General features: G+C 61.3%; 14 protein-coding genes. 9 read left to right on the top strand and 5 right to left on the bottom strand.

Going from position 1 to position 15,199, the window contains the following annotated elements; genetic code table 11:
- Positions 1-221 precede the first annotated feature (221 nt).
- Positions 222-1,604 (top strand): NAD-dependent succinate-semialdehyde dehydrogenase, encoded by a 1,383-nt coding sequence (locus LCW13_RS09875; RefSeq protein WP_153635945.1) that lies wholly within the window; start codon positions 222-224, stop codon positions 1,602-1,604.
- Between the two features lie 230 nt (positions 1,605-1,834).
- On the opposite strand, the gene LCW13_RS09880 is transcribed toward LCW13_RS09875, so the two are convergent.
- Positions 1,835-2,701 carry a cation diffusion facilitator family transporter gene (locus LCW13_RS09880; RefSeq protein WP_225346721.1) on the bottom strand — a complete coding sequence of 289 codons (867 nt, stop codon included), beginning with the start codon at positions 2,699-2,701 and terminating at the stop codon, positions 1,835-1,837.
- A 372-nt stretch (positions 2,702-3,073) separates the two neighbouring features.
- On the opposite strand from LCW13_RS09880, the gene LCW13_RS09885 reads away from it, so the two are divergent.
- The 4 genes from LCW13_RS09885 (at position 3,074) to LCW13_RS09900 (ending at position 6,665) form a co-directional block, all read left to right on the top strand.
- The gene (locus LCW13_RS09885) at positions 3,074-4,003 is read left to right on the top strand and encodes a DMT family transporter (RefSeq protein ID WP_153635947.1); all 930 of its coding nucleotides are present in this window, start codon (positions 3,074-3,076) and stop codon (positions 4,001-4,003) included.
- 95 nt (positions 4,004-4,098) lie between these two features.
- Entirely contained in the window at positions 4,099-5,205 is a 1,107-nt protein-coding gene (locus tag LCW13_RS09890; RefSeq protein ID WP_153635948.1) for an endonuclease/exonuclease/phosphatase family protein, read from the top strand.
- Between the two features lie 87 nt (positions 5,206-5,292).
- Positions 5,293-6,057 (top strand): YiiX/YebB-like N1pC/P60 family cysteine hydrolase, encoded by a 765-nt coding sequence (locus LCW13_RS09895; RefSeq protein WP_153635949.1) that lies wholly within the window; start codon positions 5,293-5,295, stop codon positions 6,055-6,057.
- A gap of 107 nt (positions 6,058-6,164) precedes the next feature.
- Entirely contained in the window at positions 6,165-6,665 is a 501-nt protein-coding gene (locus LCW13_RS09900) for a YehS family protein (protein WP_153635950.1), read from the top strand.
- Between the two features lie 89 nt (positions 6,666-6,754).
- Here the strand turns inward: LCW13_RS09900 and LCW13_RS09905 are convergent, their stop codons facing one another.
- The 3 genes from LCW13_RS09905 to LCW13_RS09915 form a co-directional block, all read right to left on the bottom strand.
- Positions 6,755-7,090: a metalloregulator ArsR/SmtB family transcription factor gene (locus LCW13_RS09905; RefSeq protein WP_277876256.1), complete on the bottom strand. Its 336-nt coding sequence runs from the start codon at positions 7,088-7,090 to the stop codon at positions 6,755-6,757.
- Between the two features lie 406 nt (positions 7,091-7,496).
- A complete protein-coding gene (locus LCW13_RS09910; RefSeq protein WP_153635952.1) occupies positions 7,497-8,360 on the bottom strand; it encodes a PA4780 family RIO1-like protein kinase in 864 nt (287 codons plus the stop codon).
- A 148-nt stretch (positions 8,361-8,508) separates the two neighbouring features.
- The gene (locus LCW13_RS09915) at positions 8,509-9,594 is read right to left on the bottom strand and encodes an NAD(P)-dependent alcohol dehydrogenase (RefSeq protein WP_153635953.1); all 1,086 of its coding nucleotides are present in this window, start codon (positions 9,592-9,594) and stop codon (positions 8,509-8,511) included.
- A 330-nt stretch (positions 9,595-9,924) separates the two neighbouring features.
- Between LCW13_RS09915 and LCW13_RS09920 the strand changes: the two genes are divergently transcribed.
- From LCW13_RS09920 to LCW13_RS09930, 3 genes are all read left to right on the top strand, one after another.
- On the top strand, positions 9,925-10,113 hold the full coding sequence (locus LCW13_RS09920; RefSeq protein WP_084589604.1) for a hypothetical protein: 189 nt from the start codon (positions 9,925-9,927) through the stop codon (positions 10,111-10,113).
- A 205-nt stretch (positions 10,114-10,318) separates the two neighbouring features.
- Positions 10,319-10,876, top strand: coding sequence for a LabA-like NYN domain-containing protein (locus LCW13_RS09925; protein WP_153635954.1), 558 nt, complete (start codon positions 10,319-10,321; stop codon positions 10,874-10,876).
- Positions 10,877-11,148: 272 nt separating this feature from the next.
- Positions 11,149-12,501 carry an MFS transporter gene (locus LCW13_RS09930; RefSeq protein ID WP_225346722.1) on the top strand — a complete coding sequence of 451 codons (1,353 nt, stop codon included), beginning with the start codon at positions 11,149-11,151 and terminating at the stop codon, positions 12,499-12,501.
- A 164-nt stretch (positions 12,502-12,665) separates the two neighbouring features.
- Here the strand turns inward: LCW13_RS09930 and LCW13_RS09935 are convergent, their stop codons facing one another.
- On the bottom strand, positions 12,666-13,436 hold the full coding sequence (locus LCW13_RS09935; protein ID WP_153635956.1) for a UTRA domain-containing protein: 771 nt from the start codon (positions 13,434-13,436) through the stop codon (positions 12,666-12,668).
- A 632-nt stretch (positions 13,437-14,068) separates the two neighbouring features.
- On the opposite strand from LCW13_RS09935, the gene LCW13_RS09940 reads away from it, so the two are divergent.
- Positions 14,069-15,157 carry an ABC transporter substrate-binding protein gene (locus LCW13_RS09940; protein WP_225346723.1) on the top strand — a complete coding sequence of 363 codons (1,089 nt, stop codon included), beginning with the start codon at positions 14,069-14,071 and terminating at the stop codon, positions 15,155-15,157.
- Positions 15,158-15,199 lie beyond the last annotated feature (42 nt).

The following is a 15,199-nucleotide window of genomic DNA, read 5'->3' on the forward strand; positions in this document are numbered from 1 at the left end:
GGCGCGATTGACGCAACCTGTGGCGTTTCAAGGGCCAGCAGCGTGCTCATATGGCAACACTGAGGTGACCCGACGCAATAGCCCCTGCCCCTTGAAGACCTCAGGCAATATCGCCAAGTCCTGATGTGTAGCCAATGGAGTGACTGCCTCAAGGGCCGATCTCGATCCCTCGCGATCCCCATTCAGTCACTTGCTGAACCAGCACCCACTAGGGAGGCAAGATGAGCAACAAGACACTGACCGCATCCAACCCGGCCAATGACAAGGTTCTCAAGGAATACGCCACGCTGAGCAAGGAAGAGGTTCAGCAGAAACTGGAGCAGACGCGTAAGGCGTACTCGAGCTTCAGCCAGACCACCGTGCAGGATCGTGCGCAGCGCCTCACCGTTCTGGCGGACCTGATCGATGAGCATCAGAAGGAAATCGCCACGCAGATCGCCCATGAGATGGGCAAGCCCTATGATCAGGGCATCAGCGAGACGCAGATTTCCTCCAGCATCGCGCGCTTCTATGCCGACAATCTGCCCAAGCTGATGGAAACCGAGCAGCGTGATGTCGATGGTGCCGTGCGTGCCAAGATCGTCAAGGACCCCATCGGCGCCGTCCTCGGCGTGATGCCGTGGAACTATCCGCTCTATCAGGTAATCCGTTTCGCGGCTCCGGCCCTGGCGGGCGGCAATGTCTGCCTGATGAAGCACGCCTCCAATGTCCCGGGCTGCGCCGATCTGATCACCCAGCTGTTCCACAAGGCCGACTTTGAAGAGGGTATCTTCACCTGGTTGCCGGTGGGTTCGGAGATGATCGAAGACATCATCAATGACCCTGTCGTGCAGGGCGTCACCCTGACCGGCAGTGAAGAGGCAGGTCGCAAGGTCGCCGAGCAGACAGGCGCGGCGCTCAAGCCAAGCGTGCTGGAGCTGGGCGGTATCGATCCGCTGATCGTGCTGGATGATGCCGACATCGAGCGTGCGGTGGATCTCGCCATCGCCGGGCGTTTCGACAACACAGGCCAGAGCTGCGCCGCGTCCAAGCGCCTGATCGTCGACAAGTCCCTCGCCGAGGACTTCTCCAAGCGTCTAATCGAGAAGGTCAAGGACATGCGCATGGACGACCCGATGAGCGAAGGGGTCGATATCGGCCCGATGTCTCGCAAGGACCTGCGCGATGACCTGCATGACCAGGTCCAGCGCGCCATCAAGGCAGGCGCCAAGCTTGAGTGCGGTGGTGAGATTCCGGATCGCGACGGTGCTTGGTATCCGCCGACCGTGCTGACCAATGTCACCCAAGGCAATCCGGCCTTCAATGAAGAACTGTTCGGTCCGGTCGCTTCAGTGGTGGTTGCGGACAACGAAGCGCATGCCATCGAGCTTGCCAACGACTGCCCCTATGGCCTGGGCAGCACCGTGGTGGCCAAAGACGACGAACGGGGTGAACGCGTCTCTCGTCAGCTGCAGGCCGGCATGAGCTTCGTCAATCGCCCGACCACGCCCTTCGCCCAGCTGCCCTTCGGTGGCGTCAAAGGCAGTGGCTATGGTCGTGAGCAGAGCGAATATGGCTTCGGTGCCTTCATGAATATCCGCACCGTCTATGTCGCTGAGCACTGAGCCGTTGAGCACTGGGACGTTGCACGTCAAGGCGTAACGTGACGCCAGCGACGCTGAACAGATGAAGAGACTGAACAACTGAAGAGACTGCAGCGGATGATTCACTCCAGACCATTCGCGGCAACGAACAACGCCCCGCTTCTCAGCGGGGCGTTTTGCGTCAGGGATTCGCATGCTTTGCCTTGCGAGATCCCCCTCCCTCAACCAGCGCGCTGATCGCACACATCACATCAGCGCGTCACGCAGCCCTGCAGGCATGCCTCGCCTTCCAGCTGAACTGTGACATGCGAGATGTCATGGCCGTCGCGCAGATAGGCCTGGACGCGCTCCAGCACATCGCCGGGTACGCTGGTGGCGGCCACGACGACATGCAGGCTGGCAATCGGCGACTGAGGCGTCAGCCCCCAGAGATGCAGGTCATGTACGCTCTCCACGCCCTCAAGCGCCAGAACGCCTGCCTGGATATCGGCGTGATCGAGCTGCTCCGGCGTGCCTTCCAGCAAGGTGTGCGCCGAACGCTTCACCAACGACCAGGCACCGCGCAATATCAGCACCGCCGCGAGCACTGACAACAGCGGGTCAGCCTGATTCCAGCCGGTGGTCATGATGATCAGCGAGGCGACGATGGCCGCCACCGAGCCGAGCAGGTCCCCCATCACGTGCAGTACCGCGCCGCGTAGATTGAGGTTGTCCTGATCGCCTTGATGCAGGATACGAAATGCCGCGATATTGACGACAAGTCCGAGCACGGCGATCGCCAGCATCGGCCCCGCCAGTACTTCGGAGGGCAGCCAGAGCCGCTTGATGGCGGCCACCACGATCGCCGCCCCGATCACCAGCAGGGTCAGGCCATTGACGAACGCGGCCAGCACCTGAAAGCGTGCATAGCCGAAGGTCAGCTTGCGGGTCGCCGCCCGATGCCCGAGGCGAAACGCGCCCCAGGCCAATGCCAGCGACACGGTATCACTGAGCATGTGCCCGGCATCCGCCAAGAGGGCCAGTGAGCCCGCGACCAGCCCGCCGACCACCTCCGCCAGCATGAAGCCGCCCGTCAGATACATGGCCAGCTTGACGCGTCGCTCGCTGTCGGCGGTCACCTCAGGCGCATGATCATGCTGGTGCCCGTGTGAATGATCATGTGAGTGGCTGTGCGAATGCCCGTGTGAATGCTCATGTGAGTGCCTGCCTGAAGGGTCGGAGCCATGAGAATGATCGTGTGCGTGCTGCCCGGAAGACTCATGCGAGGGATCGCGAACCTCATCTTGTGGTGTCGATGCCATTCAACCTCCGGCCATCTAATGAAAAAAGAAACGTGTCTGCATGATGCGCAGCGTAACGTCGAAAGTCGCGCGGCTTTCAAGACGCATTGGCGGATTTTCGCGTTCCGATAAAGGCCAGCAGCCACTTCACCAGCTTGATAGGATAGTTATCACTTGCGAAGCAACGAATAAAGGATTCCCGCCCTCCCCATGAGCCTCTCCTCCGAGACGACCCCCTCCCGCTCGCCTTTCAAGGCCGATCTGCTGCTCCTGCTGGTCACCATCATCGCCGCCGCAGGCTGGATCTTCTCCAAGGAGGCGATGGCCGGCATGCCCCCTCTGCTGTTCATCGGCAGTCGCTTCCTGCTTGCGGGGCTCATTCTGGCCATCTTCGATGCGCGCTCACTGGGCCAACTGTCCACCGCGCGCAAGCTGCGCGCAAGCGGCGTCGGTGTCCTGTTCGGGGGTGCCATGGCCTGCTGGTCGCTAGGGGTCGCACTATCTGATCAACTGGGCGTGATCGCCTTCATCAACAGCTTCGGCATCCTGATGGTGCCGGTACTCGCGCGACTGTTGTTCAAGGACAGGCCGCCGATGAGCACCTGGATCGCACTGCCCACCGCCCTGCTCGGTTTCGCCCTGCTCGGCATGGGCCAGCCCGGCGCGACCGATGGCTTCACCATCGAGCCCGCCCAGTGGCTCATCTTCGGCGCCGCCTGCCTGTTCGCACTGGTGTTCAACTTCAATTCACGCCTGGTGCGCAATATCCCGGCTCTGCCGCTGACGGCCATCCAGCTGATGACCACCGGCGTCACCTGCCTGATACTCTCGGCGCTCAGCGAGAGCTGGCCCGCCGGCATCAGTCTCGACATCCTGAGCTGGTTCCTGGCCAGTACCCTGATCGCCAGCACGCTGCGTTTCTTCCTGCAGATCTACGCACAGGGCCTGACCACGCCCAGCCACGCCTCGGTCATCCTGATGCTGGAAGCGGTCTGGGCCGCCCTGATGTCGGCCGCCTGGTTCGGTGAGCGCATGACCCTGATCCAGATGACCGGCTGCGGCCTCATCTTCACCGCCCTGTTGATCAATCGCTGGCAATGGATCTCACGCCTGTGCCGTCAGCGGCGGGCTGCCTCGTGAGAAAAGCGTCCTGACTTGAGTGTCAAGCATGTCGCCACCATGTCTGACGCTTGAGCGTTCGACTTCCCGCCCCATTCTCTGCCACCGGAGCCACCATGATCCCCACGCTACTCGGCGTACTGACGCTGCTGATGGCAGCCTTCACCCTGCTGCCACTGACGCGTATTCGCCATTGGTCGGTACGCATCATGGATTTCCCCCGTCTGCAGCTGGCCGCATTGTGGGCGATGTTGTTGATCGCCGACCTCGCGGTGTCCGAGCTTGCCTTCGGGCTCAGGGTGTCACTGGCCGTGATCGCCGTGGCCGGTCTTGTCTATCAGGCACACTGGATCGTGCCCTATACCCGCCTCTTTCCCTGCGAGTCCGCGCGCACCAGACAGCATGACCGGCAGCGCCAGGTCCGTCTGCTCACCGCCAACGTCCTGACCAGCAACCACGACAGTGACAAGCTGCTGGCCATCATCGAACGCGAACAGCCCGACGTGCTGGTGACGCTGGAATCCGATGACTGGTGGCAGCAGCGACTCGACGTGCTCGAGGCGGATAGCGAGCAATACGGCTATACGCATACCCTCAAATGCCCGCTGGACAACCTCTACGGCATGCATGTCTATTCGCGCCTGCCACTGCATGACGCCAGCATCGACTTCCTGGTCGAAGAGGATGTGCCGTCGATGCATGCGCAACTGGAACTGGCCAGCGGTGACCGCGTGCGAGTGCACTTCCTGCATCCGGCGCCGCCCAGCCCGACCGAGAATGACGAGTCATCCGAGCGGGATGCCGAACTGATCATCGTGGCGCGCAGCGTCGCCGACAGCCAGCAGCCGGTGATCGTGACCGGTGACCTCAACGACGTGGCCTGGTCTCGCACCACGCGCCTGTTCCGCAAGCTGTCCGGCCTACTGGACCCCCGCGTCGGCCGTGGCATGTTCAATACCTTCCACGCCAACATTCCCCTGCTGCGCTGGCCGCTGGATCACCTCTTCCATAGCGAGCACTTCAGTGTGGTGCGCGTGGCGCGCATGGAAGCCTTCGGCTCCGATCACTTCCCGCTGCTCACCGAACTGGCACTGACACCTGCCCAGGACACCGGCGAGACGCTCGATGCCCCGGAGCCGGACGCCGACGACCAGGCCGAGGCCAGCGAGACCGCCAACGATGAGAATGTCAGCCAGCAGGACGTGCCGAAGCCGGGGCACTGAGCACGACATGCCTGAGGTGGCATTTGGCTGAATTCTCCAAAAGGTCTCAGACTGGCTGATGAGGGTTGAGCCATACGGGAGGCAGGCATGCGAGGACTGGACTGGCTGGGCACGCGGCTGGCGCGTCATCTTACGGCGCCGGGCAAGCTGCCGGCGCATCGCTCCACGTCATCACCGGAAAAGCTGGCTGCCACCCTGCGGCGCGGCGATGTCCTGCTGGTCGAGGGCTCCTCGCGTATCAGCACCGCCATTCGCTACCTCACCCAGTCGACCTGGTCTCACGCTGCGCTCTGCGTGCGCACGCCACTGGACAGCAGAGGTCACCCGGTCAGGGGCGACTGCCTGCTGGAAGCGGACGTTACCGCTGGGGTGCGCCGCGTACCCCTCAACCATTACTGGCATCAGCACACGCGTATCTGCCGCCCAGTCGGACTCACGGAGGAGGAGATCAGCGCATTGATCGCCCACGCCGAGGCGCGCCTGGGCCATCAATATGACCTGCGCAACATCGTCGATCTGGCTCGCTATCTGATTCGTACGCCGCCGGTGCCAAGCCGCTATCGGCGCCGCATGCTGGCACTGGGCAGCGGCGACCCGACCCGCGCGATCTGCTCATCGCTGATCGCCGAGGCCTTCCAGGCCGTGCGCTACCCCATCCTGCCAGACAGTGACGTCCTGCCCTCCAGCGACCCGGCATGCCTGCACTGCTATGAGGAGTTACTGCATATCCGCCATCACAGCCTGTTTGCGCCCTGCGACTTCGATATCTCGCCCTACTTCGACATCATCAAGCCGACCCTATGCGCCGGATTCGATCCCCATCGCCTGCAGTGGAGCGAACCGCCCGCCTGATCTGGTATGCTGCGCGCCATCCGCGGCCTTGCTGGCCGGCACCTGTGCATCAGCTCTCCTGTGCCGCCTGCTGCCCTCTGACACTCTTCACGACCGGAACCACGCCCGTGACCAATAACGACATCATCCGTCGCCTGCGCTACGCGCTGAATCTCTCCGACACCGACATGATCAACACCTTCGCTGCCGCGGACCACGAGGTCTCACGCGCCCAGATCAGCGATTGGCTCAAGCGCGATGATGATGAGGCTCAGCAGCGCATCAAGGACATCGACCTGGCCAGGTTCCTCAATGGCCTGATCAACGTGCGTCGTGGCAAGCGCGAAGGCGCCCAGCCGGCGCCTGAAAAGCGTCTCGACAACAACGTGATTCTGCGCAAGCTCAAGATTGCCTTCGAGCTCAAGGATGACGACATGCTAGAGCTGCTGGCACTGGCCGGTTTCGAGCTGATCACCAAGTCCGAGCTGTCTGCCTTCTTCCGCAAGCCCGACCATCGCCACTACCGCGAGTGCAAGGACCAGATCCTGCGCAATCTGCTCAAGGGCATCGAACTGCACCATCGTCGCCATGACCCCGAGACCGAGCAGCACGCCGTCGATCCGGCCTGATCAGGCATTGATATGCTCTCAACAACAACGCCGCCCCGGATTCCGGGGCGGCGTTGTTGTATGACGGCAATGGAGGCACCAGCGGCAGCTCAGCATTCGCGGTTGGGACGCCCATCCATGGTGGCCAGGCGCGCCAGCAACGGCGCCATGCGGTGCTTGCTCCCTTCCGCAGCCGCGACCAGCACCGGCAATACCCAAGACGGAAGGTCAGGCATCAGACGATAATAGACCCATTGCCCCTGACGGCGATCCAGCAGCAGACCGCAATTGCGCAACTGGGCCAGATGGCGTGACACCTTGGGCTGCGACTCCTGCAACACGTAGGTCATCTCGCATACGCAAAGCTCGCCTTCTGCATGGACAAGCAACATCAGCACAAGGCGTGTATCGTCGCTGAGGCATTTGAAAAGACGTGTGGGGGTCAGAAGAGACAATGCAGAATTCCACCTGATTAAATGATGTGAGCGTGCCGCCAACCACAGCTGCAAGCGAGTGCGAATTTCGTTCAAGGCGCGCCCACAGGACACGGCAGTAGCCTCATTGCACGGGCCTTCGATATCCCTGCAAGCCAGCTCATCGGTCTGGTCATCCCACTGGCGGCATTGCTGCGTCGCCTTTTGACACCTCGCGATGGCGGTATCGAAGGGTTGCGACCGGTAGCGATCGAATCGCTTGCCAAGCCTGAATCATCGCCCCCCTCCCGCGCGTGCAAGAGGGTCCAGCAGCACATGCTGTTGCGAGGCACCATTTGCTCGCCACTCGAGAGCTCTTTCCAAGAGCTGCCTGCAACAACCCGAGATCCGGTCAGCAGCTAGCGGCTAGCAACTCTCGCTAGTCATCATCGCCCTCTTCGGCGCTCTTCTGGCGCGCCTTGCGCTCCTGCTCTTCTTCCATGGCCGCCATGATGTTCTCGAGCAGCGCATCCACGTCCGGCGCTTCGGCGTCGTCCTCATGAAGGCCTGTCAGCTCGACATCCGGGTCCATGTCGCCGGCCTCGAACAATGCCCAGATCTCGTCGGCGTAGCGTGTCTGTGCCAGTTCAGGCGCGAACATCGCGTAGTAGGCGGTGATATTGGCGACATCACGCGCCAACATACTCCTGGCATTATTATTGGCCGCAGCATCGACCGCCTGGGGCAGATCAATGATCACCGGGCCATAGTCATCGACCAGCACATTGAACTCGGACAGATCACCATGCACCAAGCCGGCATGCAGCATGCGCACGATGTACTGCATCATCAGCGCATGGTCTTCCCGCGCTTGCTCGGCGGACATTGAGACATCATTCAGGCGCGGTGCCACATTGCCGTCGTCATCGGTGACCAGCTCCATCAGCAGCACGCCATCGAAGCAGCCGAACGGCTGCGGCACGCGCACACCGGCATCGGCCAGACGATACAGCGCATCAACCTCGGCATTCTGCCAGGCAGCCTCCTGCTGGTTGCGTCCGAAGCCAGAGCCCTTCTCCATCGCCCTTTGACGGCGACTGTTACGCACCTTGCGGCCTTCCTGATACAGCACAGCCTGCTTGAAGCTGCGCTGGGCAGCATCCTTGTAGACCTTGGCACAGCGAATCTCTTCTCCGCAGCGCACGACATAAACCGAGGCTTCCTTGCCACTCATCAAGGGGCGGAGTACTTCATCGACCAGACCGTCATCTATGAGCGACTGGATTCTCTTTGGCGTTTTCATCGCGTTCTTATACGCGTTTTGCGATACATCGGGAATCACCCTGCAGCAATTTTGTGACATACCTTACGACAAAACCCCCGCCAATGCGTCATTGGCGGGGGTTTCAGCATTCACTGACAGACTGCCTCGGCGGCAGCAGCGCCAGCGCTTATTGGGCGTTCTTGAGGCTCTGCATGTCAATCACGAAACGATACTTGACCTTGCCTTCCTGCATGCGCTTCCAGGCATCATTGATGGTGTCGATGTCGATCATCTCGATATCGCAGCCAATGTCGTGCTCGGCGCAGTAGTCGAGCACTTCCTGGGTCTCCGGCATGCCACCGATCAACGAGCCCGCCAGTACACGGCGCTTCATGACCAGGTTGCCGCCCTGCAGCGCGGGATCCACTTCCTGCACCAGGCCGACGAGGATATGCGTGCCGTCGTACTTCAGGGTATTAAGGTAAGGGTTGAGATCATGCGGCACCGGCACCGTGTCGAGCAGGAAGTCGAAGGTTTCGGTGGCAGCTGCCATCTGCTCGTCATCCGTCGAGACGATCACATGATCGACACCATTCTCGCGCGCTTCCTCGACCTTGCTCTCGCTGCGGGTGAAGAGCGTCACTTCACAACCCATCGCCTTGGCGAACTTGATGCCCATGTGGCCCAGGCCGCCCATGCCGATCACCCCGACCTTGTCGCCGGACTTCACGCCATAGTGACGCAGCGGCGAATAGGTCGTGACACCCGCGCACAGCAGCGGCGCGGCCACAGCCGGGTCGAGTTTGTCCGGGATGGAGACCACGAAGCGCTCGCTGACAACGATCTTATCAGAATAGCCGCCTTGGGTGAGACTGCCATCGTGACGGTCCGGACTGCCATAGGTCATGGTCATACCGTCGAGGCAGTACTGCTCAAGCCCCTTCTGACAGGCACTGCACTCACGACAGGAATCCACCATGCAACCGACGCCGACCATGTCGCCCACTTTGTACTGACTAACGTCATCGCCCACTTGGGTCACCCGGCCCACGATCTCGTGCCCGGGCACCAGCGGATACTGAGAAAAGCCCCAGTCATTTCGCCCGACGTGCAGATCCGAGTGACAGACTCCGCAGTAGAGAATCTCGATGGCTACGTCATCCGGGCGCGGCTGGCGACGCTCGAAGTTCCAAGGCGCCAGGTCTGCCGTTTCTGACGCCACGGCATAAGCGCGTGTCTGGCCGTTAAAATCACCATTGGAAGGGCTTGTCATGGAGTCTCTCCTTGATTGGCTGAGCGACGGGCAGCCTGACCATCAAAGATGATTCAGCGCCCGTAGAAGGATTCGCATGCCATGCGGCAATCGCGATCATGCCCACTGACTTCTTGTCGACAGCCCGACTTTTCAATGGCTTGGCTGCTCTGCATCACTGTGTTGGTCAGATCGCAACAGCGCCTCACCAAGCTGCGCGAGGCTTGCAGACACAAGGGAAAGCGACGCAAAACATCTTGCTTCTGATTCCAAATTGACGCCATCAAGCAGCAAAGTTGCCACTGTGTTATCATGCATCTTCACCCCTCACGTCTTGGAACGGAGTCCCGCATGGCAAATACTCGTACTGCTGCAAAGAAAAAAGCACCGGCTGCTGTCGAAACCTCAGCCTCGCTTGAAGCTCAGATGCAGGCCTTCCTGGACCGTGGTGGCAAGGTGGATGTGATTGAATCCGGTGTCAGCGGCCAGGTCATTGGCGTCAAGCCGACCAAGCCGTCAAACCCTGCTGCCAAGAGCTGAGGCTTGCCCATCAAGCCTTGGTGCCCGAACGCGCTGCTCGCCTCACTCAATTGGCGTCTGCCATCGAGTCACTGACCGGTGAGAGCGTTGTTCATCGCTAGACCTCCAGCCGCTGCCCTGCATCATCAGGTAGCGGCCGGCTTCTTTCTGGGAAGAGGAAAATCACCTCTTGCCTGCCCTTGCTCCTCCCGCCACGGCGACGCCCATGCCAGCATCCTCTTCACGCGACAGCTCTCTCGACTCCCGCCAGCACAGCGTGCATGGCTCTCGCGACGCGGATGGGGCACGCACACGCCTGGCCGTCTTCATTGATGTGCAGAACATCTACTACACCACCCACGACACCTTCGGTCGGCAGTTCGATTATCGTCGCCTGTGGGCAGAGCTCGAGCGCCTCGGCTCGATTCAGCATGCCTACGCCTACGCGATCGACCGTGGCGACCCCAAGCAGCAGCAATTCCAGCAGCGCCTGCGCGAGATAGGCTTTGAGGTCAAACTCAAGCCCTTCATCCAGCGCGGCGACGGCTCGGCCAAGGGCGACTGGGATGTCGGCATCACCATCGACGTGATGGAAGCCGCCCCCGAGGTCGATGAGATCATCCTCGCCTCCGGCGATGGCGACTTCGCCCTGCTGCTGGACCATGTCGCCACCCGCCACGCCATCACCACCCGCGTCTATGGCGTCGAAGCCCTCACCGCCCTCGCCCTGATGAAAAGCGCCCATCACTTCCGCGAAGTCGATGAAAGCCTGCTGATGCGCTGAAGTTTGCCAGGCGTTCATCTCCCTTTTGATCAGCTTGTTCTCTGTCATGTCAGCAACGGCCTGAGACGGGATTCCTGCACCAGACATGCTGAATGCCAAGGTGCCACAACATATTGACGGCGTCGGCCATATCCCATCGGTCATGTCGCATCGGACATTACTGATGTCGCATTGAGCGTGATCGCCCTGTACCGCGTGCCGCAGGATGACGCAGGGAGCTGTGCGCTGCTAAAGCCACACCTCTTCCCGATTCCTCTCATGCGGAGCAAGACATGAACAACAACAAGACAGGCGGGACCGACAGCATCTCGCCAGCCACGCTGAGACGCGTGCTGGCAGCCTCTGCCATCGGCAATTTCATCGAATGGTTCGACTTCGCCATCTACGGCTTCATGGCCGTGATCATCTCGCAGCACTTCTTCCCGCAGGGCGACCCGACTCTGGCACTGATCCAGACCTTTGCCGTCTTTGCGGTGTCCTTTGCCTTGCGCCCCCTCGGCGGCATCTTCTTCGGCACCCTGGGGGATCGCATCGGGCGCAAGAATGTCCTGGCCATCACCATCATCATGATGGCCAGCGCCACCGCCTTGATCGGTCTGTTGCCGACCTATCAGAGCATCGGCATGCTGGCTCCGCTACTGTTGACGCTGGCTCGCTGCGCTCAGGGTTTCTCGGCAGGCGGCGAATACGCCGGTGCCTGCGCCTTCGTGATGGAACACGCCCCTGACGACAAGCGGGGCTGGTACGGAAGCTTCATTCCCGTCTCGACCTTCAGCGCCTTCGCCACAGCAGCAGCACTCGGTCTAGGCCTCAACAGCCTGGTATCGGAAGCCACCATGCAGGCATGGGGCTGGCGTGTCCCCTTCCTGATCGCTGCACCACTGGGGCTGATCGGGCTTTACATGCGCCTCAAGCTGGATGACTCACCGGCGTTCCGCCTGATTCAGCAGGAACACAACGCCACCAGCGCCCCGCTCAAGGAAACACTGACCACCCACGGCAGCACCATCGTAAGTCTGATGGCCTTCATCCCTGCCACGGCGCTGTCGTTCTACATGTTCAGCACCTATTTCGCGACCTATATGCAGGTGGCGGGCGGCGCCACGCGCCAGACGGCATTGCTGGCAAGCCTGGGCGGCCTCATCGTCGCCGCATTGCTGTGCCCATTGGCCGGACGGTATTCGGACCTTGTCGGGCGACGCAATACCATCATCACGGCGTGTGGCAGTCTGGCCATCGCGGTATTTCCCGCCTATTCGCTTGCCGCAAGTGGCACCTTGTGGGCGTCCATGCTGGGCGCTTCATTGATGGCGGTCGGTGCCGTGCTCTGCGGTGTCGTCACGGCCGCACTGCTCTCGGAGCAGTTCCCGACCCGCGTGCGCTATACCGCCTCGGCACTCAGCTACAATGTCGCCTACACCATCTTCGGCGGCACCGCCCCGCTGGTCGCCACCTGGTTAATCGACTTGAGCGGCAACAACCTGGCACCGGCCTGGTACCTGATCGCGATCGCCGTCGTGGCCCTGCTCGGTGGCCTGCGACTGCCGGAAACCCGTGGCATCTCGCTCACCGATATCCCGGAGACTCCGCGCAGGAGAGCGTCAAGCGTCATACCGGCCGCATGAACTGAGGTCTCGTGACCAATGATGAAATCGGCCTGACAGACATGCCTCCTCAGCAATGACAAAAAACACCCGCACGGCCTCCACTGACAGAGAGGTGTGCGGGTGTTTTCGTCTGGGCCACCAACAGCTTGCCAGGCATTCAGGCTTTACCGCGAACTTGCCAACTAACTCTGTGGTGCGGCACTCAGCGTCAATTCGATGGCGTCGTGGCGCCAGTGTTCATCATCGCAGTCCACCGCGCGGCCATTCTGATCGAAGTTGATGCGAGTGATGCGCTGCGCAGGACTGCCCTGCGCGGCGTTAAGCGCGGCGGCGGCCTCAGCGTCAAACACCGTGGAGGCCAGCTCGAAGCTGACGCGACTGACACGAATGGCGTATTCGTGCCGGTAGAGGTCGGTCAGGGAGTGGGCTCCGAGGTCGAAATCGAGGATGCCCGGGAAGCAGTCACGTCGCAGGTGATGGCAGACATGCAGCACGCGCCGCCCATCGATACGTCGCACGCGAGTGATGCGATAGACCACTGAGCCCTCCGCAATCCCCAGCCGCCGCGCGATCACCGCGTTGGCGGCGACTTCCCCTGCCGCCAGTACCTCGGTGCTGGCCACCCGCTGCTGTGACTCGACCATGTCGCGAAATGGCAGGCACGCCAGCAAGTCATAGCGCAGTCGTGGCGGCGAGACGAACCAGCCCCGCCGATTCTCGCGATAGATACGCCCCTCCGCCTCCAGCTGCAGCAAGGTGTCGCGCAGGGTGACCCGCGTCGTGGCAAAACGTTCGATCATCTCGCGCTCGGAGGGCAGGCGCTGTGAAGCGCGTAGCGGCGCTGCCTCAAGATGGTTCAGCAGCTTGCCCTTGAGCCCTGCCACGGGGACATCCGTGTCAGAAGTTGCCGATGAAGCGGCGTCACTCTGGGGCTCGAGAGAAGATGAAAGCATGCGAAGTTCCTGAAAGATAACGAAAGACAGCAAATTCTGGCGAGTCACTTGCATGACATCCAGGGCGTCCAGGATGGAAAGGGTCAGAGAGAAGCGATTTCTGTGGCCTAGTTCAGATGCCCCGCAAAGCTCAGCGCGACTTTTCAAGACACGCTTGTCGAGACATGCATGAGGAGAATAGTGGCATTAGCGTGACAACTCGGTGACAGCGCAGGTCTGGCTGCCACGACAGGCCAGTCATCACACGCTGGCTCATGCCTTGCACGCCCATGCTTTGCACACTTATGGCTCTGGAAGATAGCGAGGACCGGGGCCCGCGGCAAGGCACGAAGAAGGTATGAAGGAGACAGAGACAGAGCCGCCATCCCATGCCATGACAACGACATGTTGACGACACGCAACTGTCACAGGCGAGCGCTAGAGTCGATCGCGACTTTCGAACTGAACTAGACCACACAGTCTCGGCTGTCTCAGCACTTGCCTGAGCACTTGGCAGAGCACTGGTCTGATCAATGATCCGAGAACTGGCCTGAGCACCCGGACGTGCTCTCAGCGTGTCGACAGGGTGCCTGATGCCCGTCACGCCTTACCTTCAGCGCAGCGATTGTTCATCACCTACTGGGGAAATCTCCTTGAAGTCGATTGCCACTACCTCATCCCGTTCCACCGGTCTGCTGGTTTCCACCTGCATGGCCGCCCTGTTGGGCAGTGCCTCCGTCAGTGCCGCCGACATGCCGGCTGACCTTCTCGAGGCCGCTCAGTCCGAAGGCCGTGTCGATAGCGTCGGCATGCCGGACAGCTGGGCCAACTGGAAGGACACCTGGGCTGACCTCGAGTCGAAGTATTCCATCGCGCATAGCGATACCGACATGAGCTCCGCCGAGGAAGTCGCCAAGTTCAAGGCCGAGGGTGAGAACGCCACCGCCGATATCGGTGACGTGGGCTTCGCCTTCGGTCCGATCGCGGTGCAGCAAGGCGTGACCCAAGCCTACAAGACCACGACCTGGGAGCAGATCCCGGAGTGGGCCAAAGACAAGGATGGCCACTGGGTACTGGGCTACACCGGCACCATTTCCTTCATGATCAACAAGACACTGGTCAGTGAAGATGAGCGCCCGACCTCCTTCGCCGACCTCGCCGAGGGTGATTACAAGGTGTCCGTCGGCGCGGTGGGCAAGGCCTCACAGGCCAACAACGCCATTCTGGCCGCTGCCTTCGCCAATGGCGGCAAGGAATCCGACCTGACACCGGGCCTGGAAGTCTTCGCGGAACTGGCGCGCCAGGGCCGTCTGTCACTGGCAGAGCCGAGCATCGCCAACCTGGAGAAAGGCGAAGTCGAAGTCGCCCTGCTGTGGGACTTCAATGCCCTGAACTATCGCGATCAGATCAACCGCGACACCTTCGAGGTCGTCATTCCGTCTGATGCCTCCGTCACCTCCGGCTACGCCACTATCATCAACAAGCATGCCGCGCACCCGAATGCCGCCAAGCTGGCCCGAGAGTACATCCTCTCCGATGCCGGTCAGCTGAATCTGGCCAAGGGCTATGCCCGTCCGATCCGCGCCGAGCACATCACCCTGCCCGAGGATATCGCCGCCAAGCTGCTGCCCAACGAGCAGTACGCCAATGCTCGTCCGGTCCAGGACTTCGCGGGTTGGGAAGCCAGTGCCAAACAGCTGCCGCGTCAGTGGCAGTCCCAGGTACTGATCCACCAGCAGTGATCCCCGGCCTCTGCTTCACGCGAGCAGAGCGCGCACCATCCT

This window comes from Cobetia amphilecti, assembly GCF_020217465.1.
Taxonomy (GTDB): Bacteria; Pseudomonadota; Gammaproteobacteria; order Pseudomonadales; family Halomonadaceae; genus Cobetia; species Cobetia amphilecti.

Excerpts from the sequence above, each read along its gene's own strand:
- LCW13_RS09875 (WP_153635945.1), top strand. The coding sequence starts at position 222 with ATGAGCAACAAGACACTGACCGCATCCAACCCGGCCAATGACAAGGTT.
- LCW13_RS09885 (WP_153635947.1), top strand. The coding sequence starts at position 3,074 with ATGAGCCTCTCCTCCGAGACGACCCCCTCCCGCTCGCCTTTCAAGGCC.
- LCW13_RS09890 (WP_153635948.1), top strand. The coding sequence starts at position 4,099 with ATGATCCCCACGCTACTCGGCGTACTGACGCTGCTGATGGCAGCCTTC.
- LCW13_RS09895 (WP_153635949.1), top strand. The coding sequence starts at position 5,293 with ATGCGAGGACTGGACTGGCTGGGCACGCGGCTGGCGCGTCATCTTACG.
- LCW13_RS09910 (WP_153635952.1), bottom strand. The coding sequence starts at position 8,360 with ATGAAAACGCCAAAGAGAATCCAGTCGCTCATAGATGACGGTCTGGTC.
- LCW13_RS09915 (WP_153635953.1), bottom strand. The coding sequence starts at position 9,594 with ATGACAAGCCCTTCCAATGGTGATTTTAACGGCCAGACACGCGCTTAT.
- LCW13_RS09920 (WP_084589604.1), top strand. The coding sequence starts at position 9,925 with ATGGCAAATACTCGTACTGCTGCAAAGAAAAAAGCACCGGCTGCTGTC.
- LCW13_RS09925 (WP_153635954.1), top strand. The coding sequence starts at position 10,319 with ATGCCAGCATCCTCTTCACGCGACAGCTCTCTCGACTCCCGCCAGCAC.
- LCW13_RS09930 (WP_225346722.1), top strand. The coding sequence starts at position 11,149 with ATGAACAACAACAAGACAGGCGGGACCGACAGCATCTCGCCAGCCACG.
- LCW13_RS09935 (WP_153635956.1), bottom strand. The coding sequence starts at position 13,436 with ATGCTTTCATCTTCTCTCGAGCCCCAGAGTGACGCCGCTTCATCGGCA.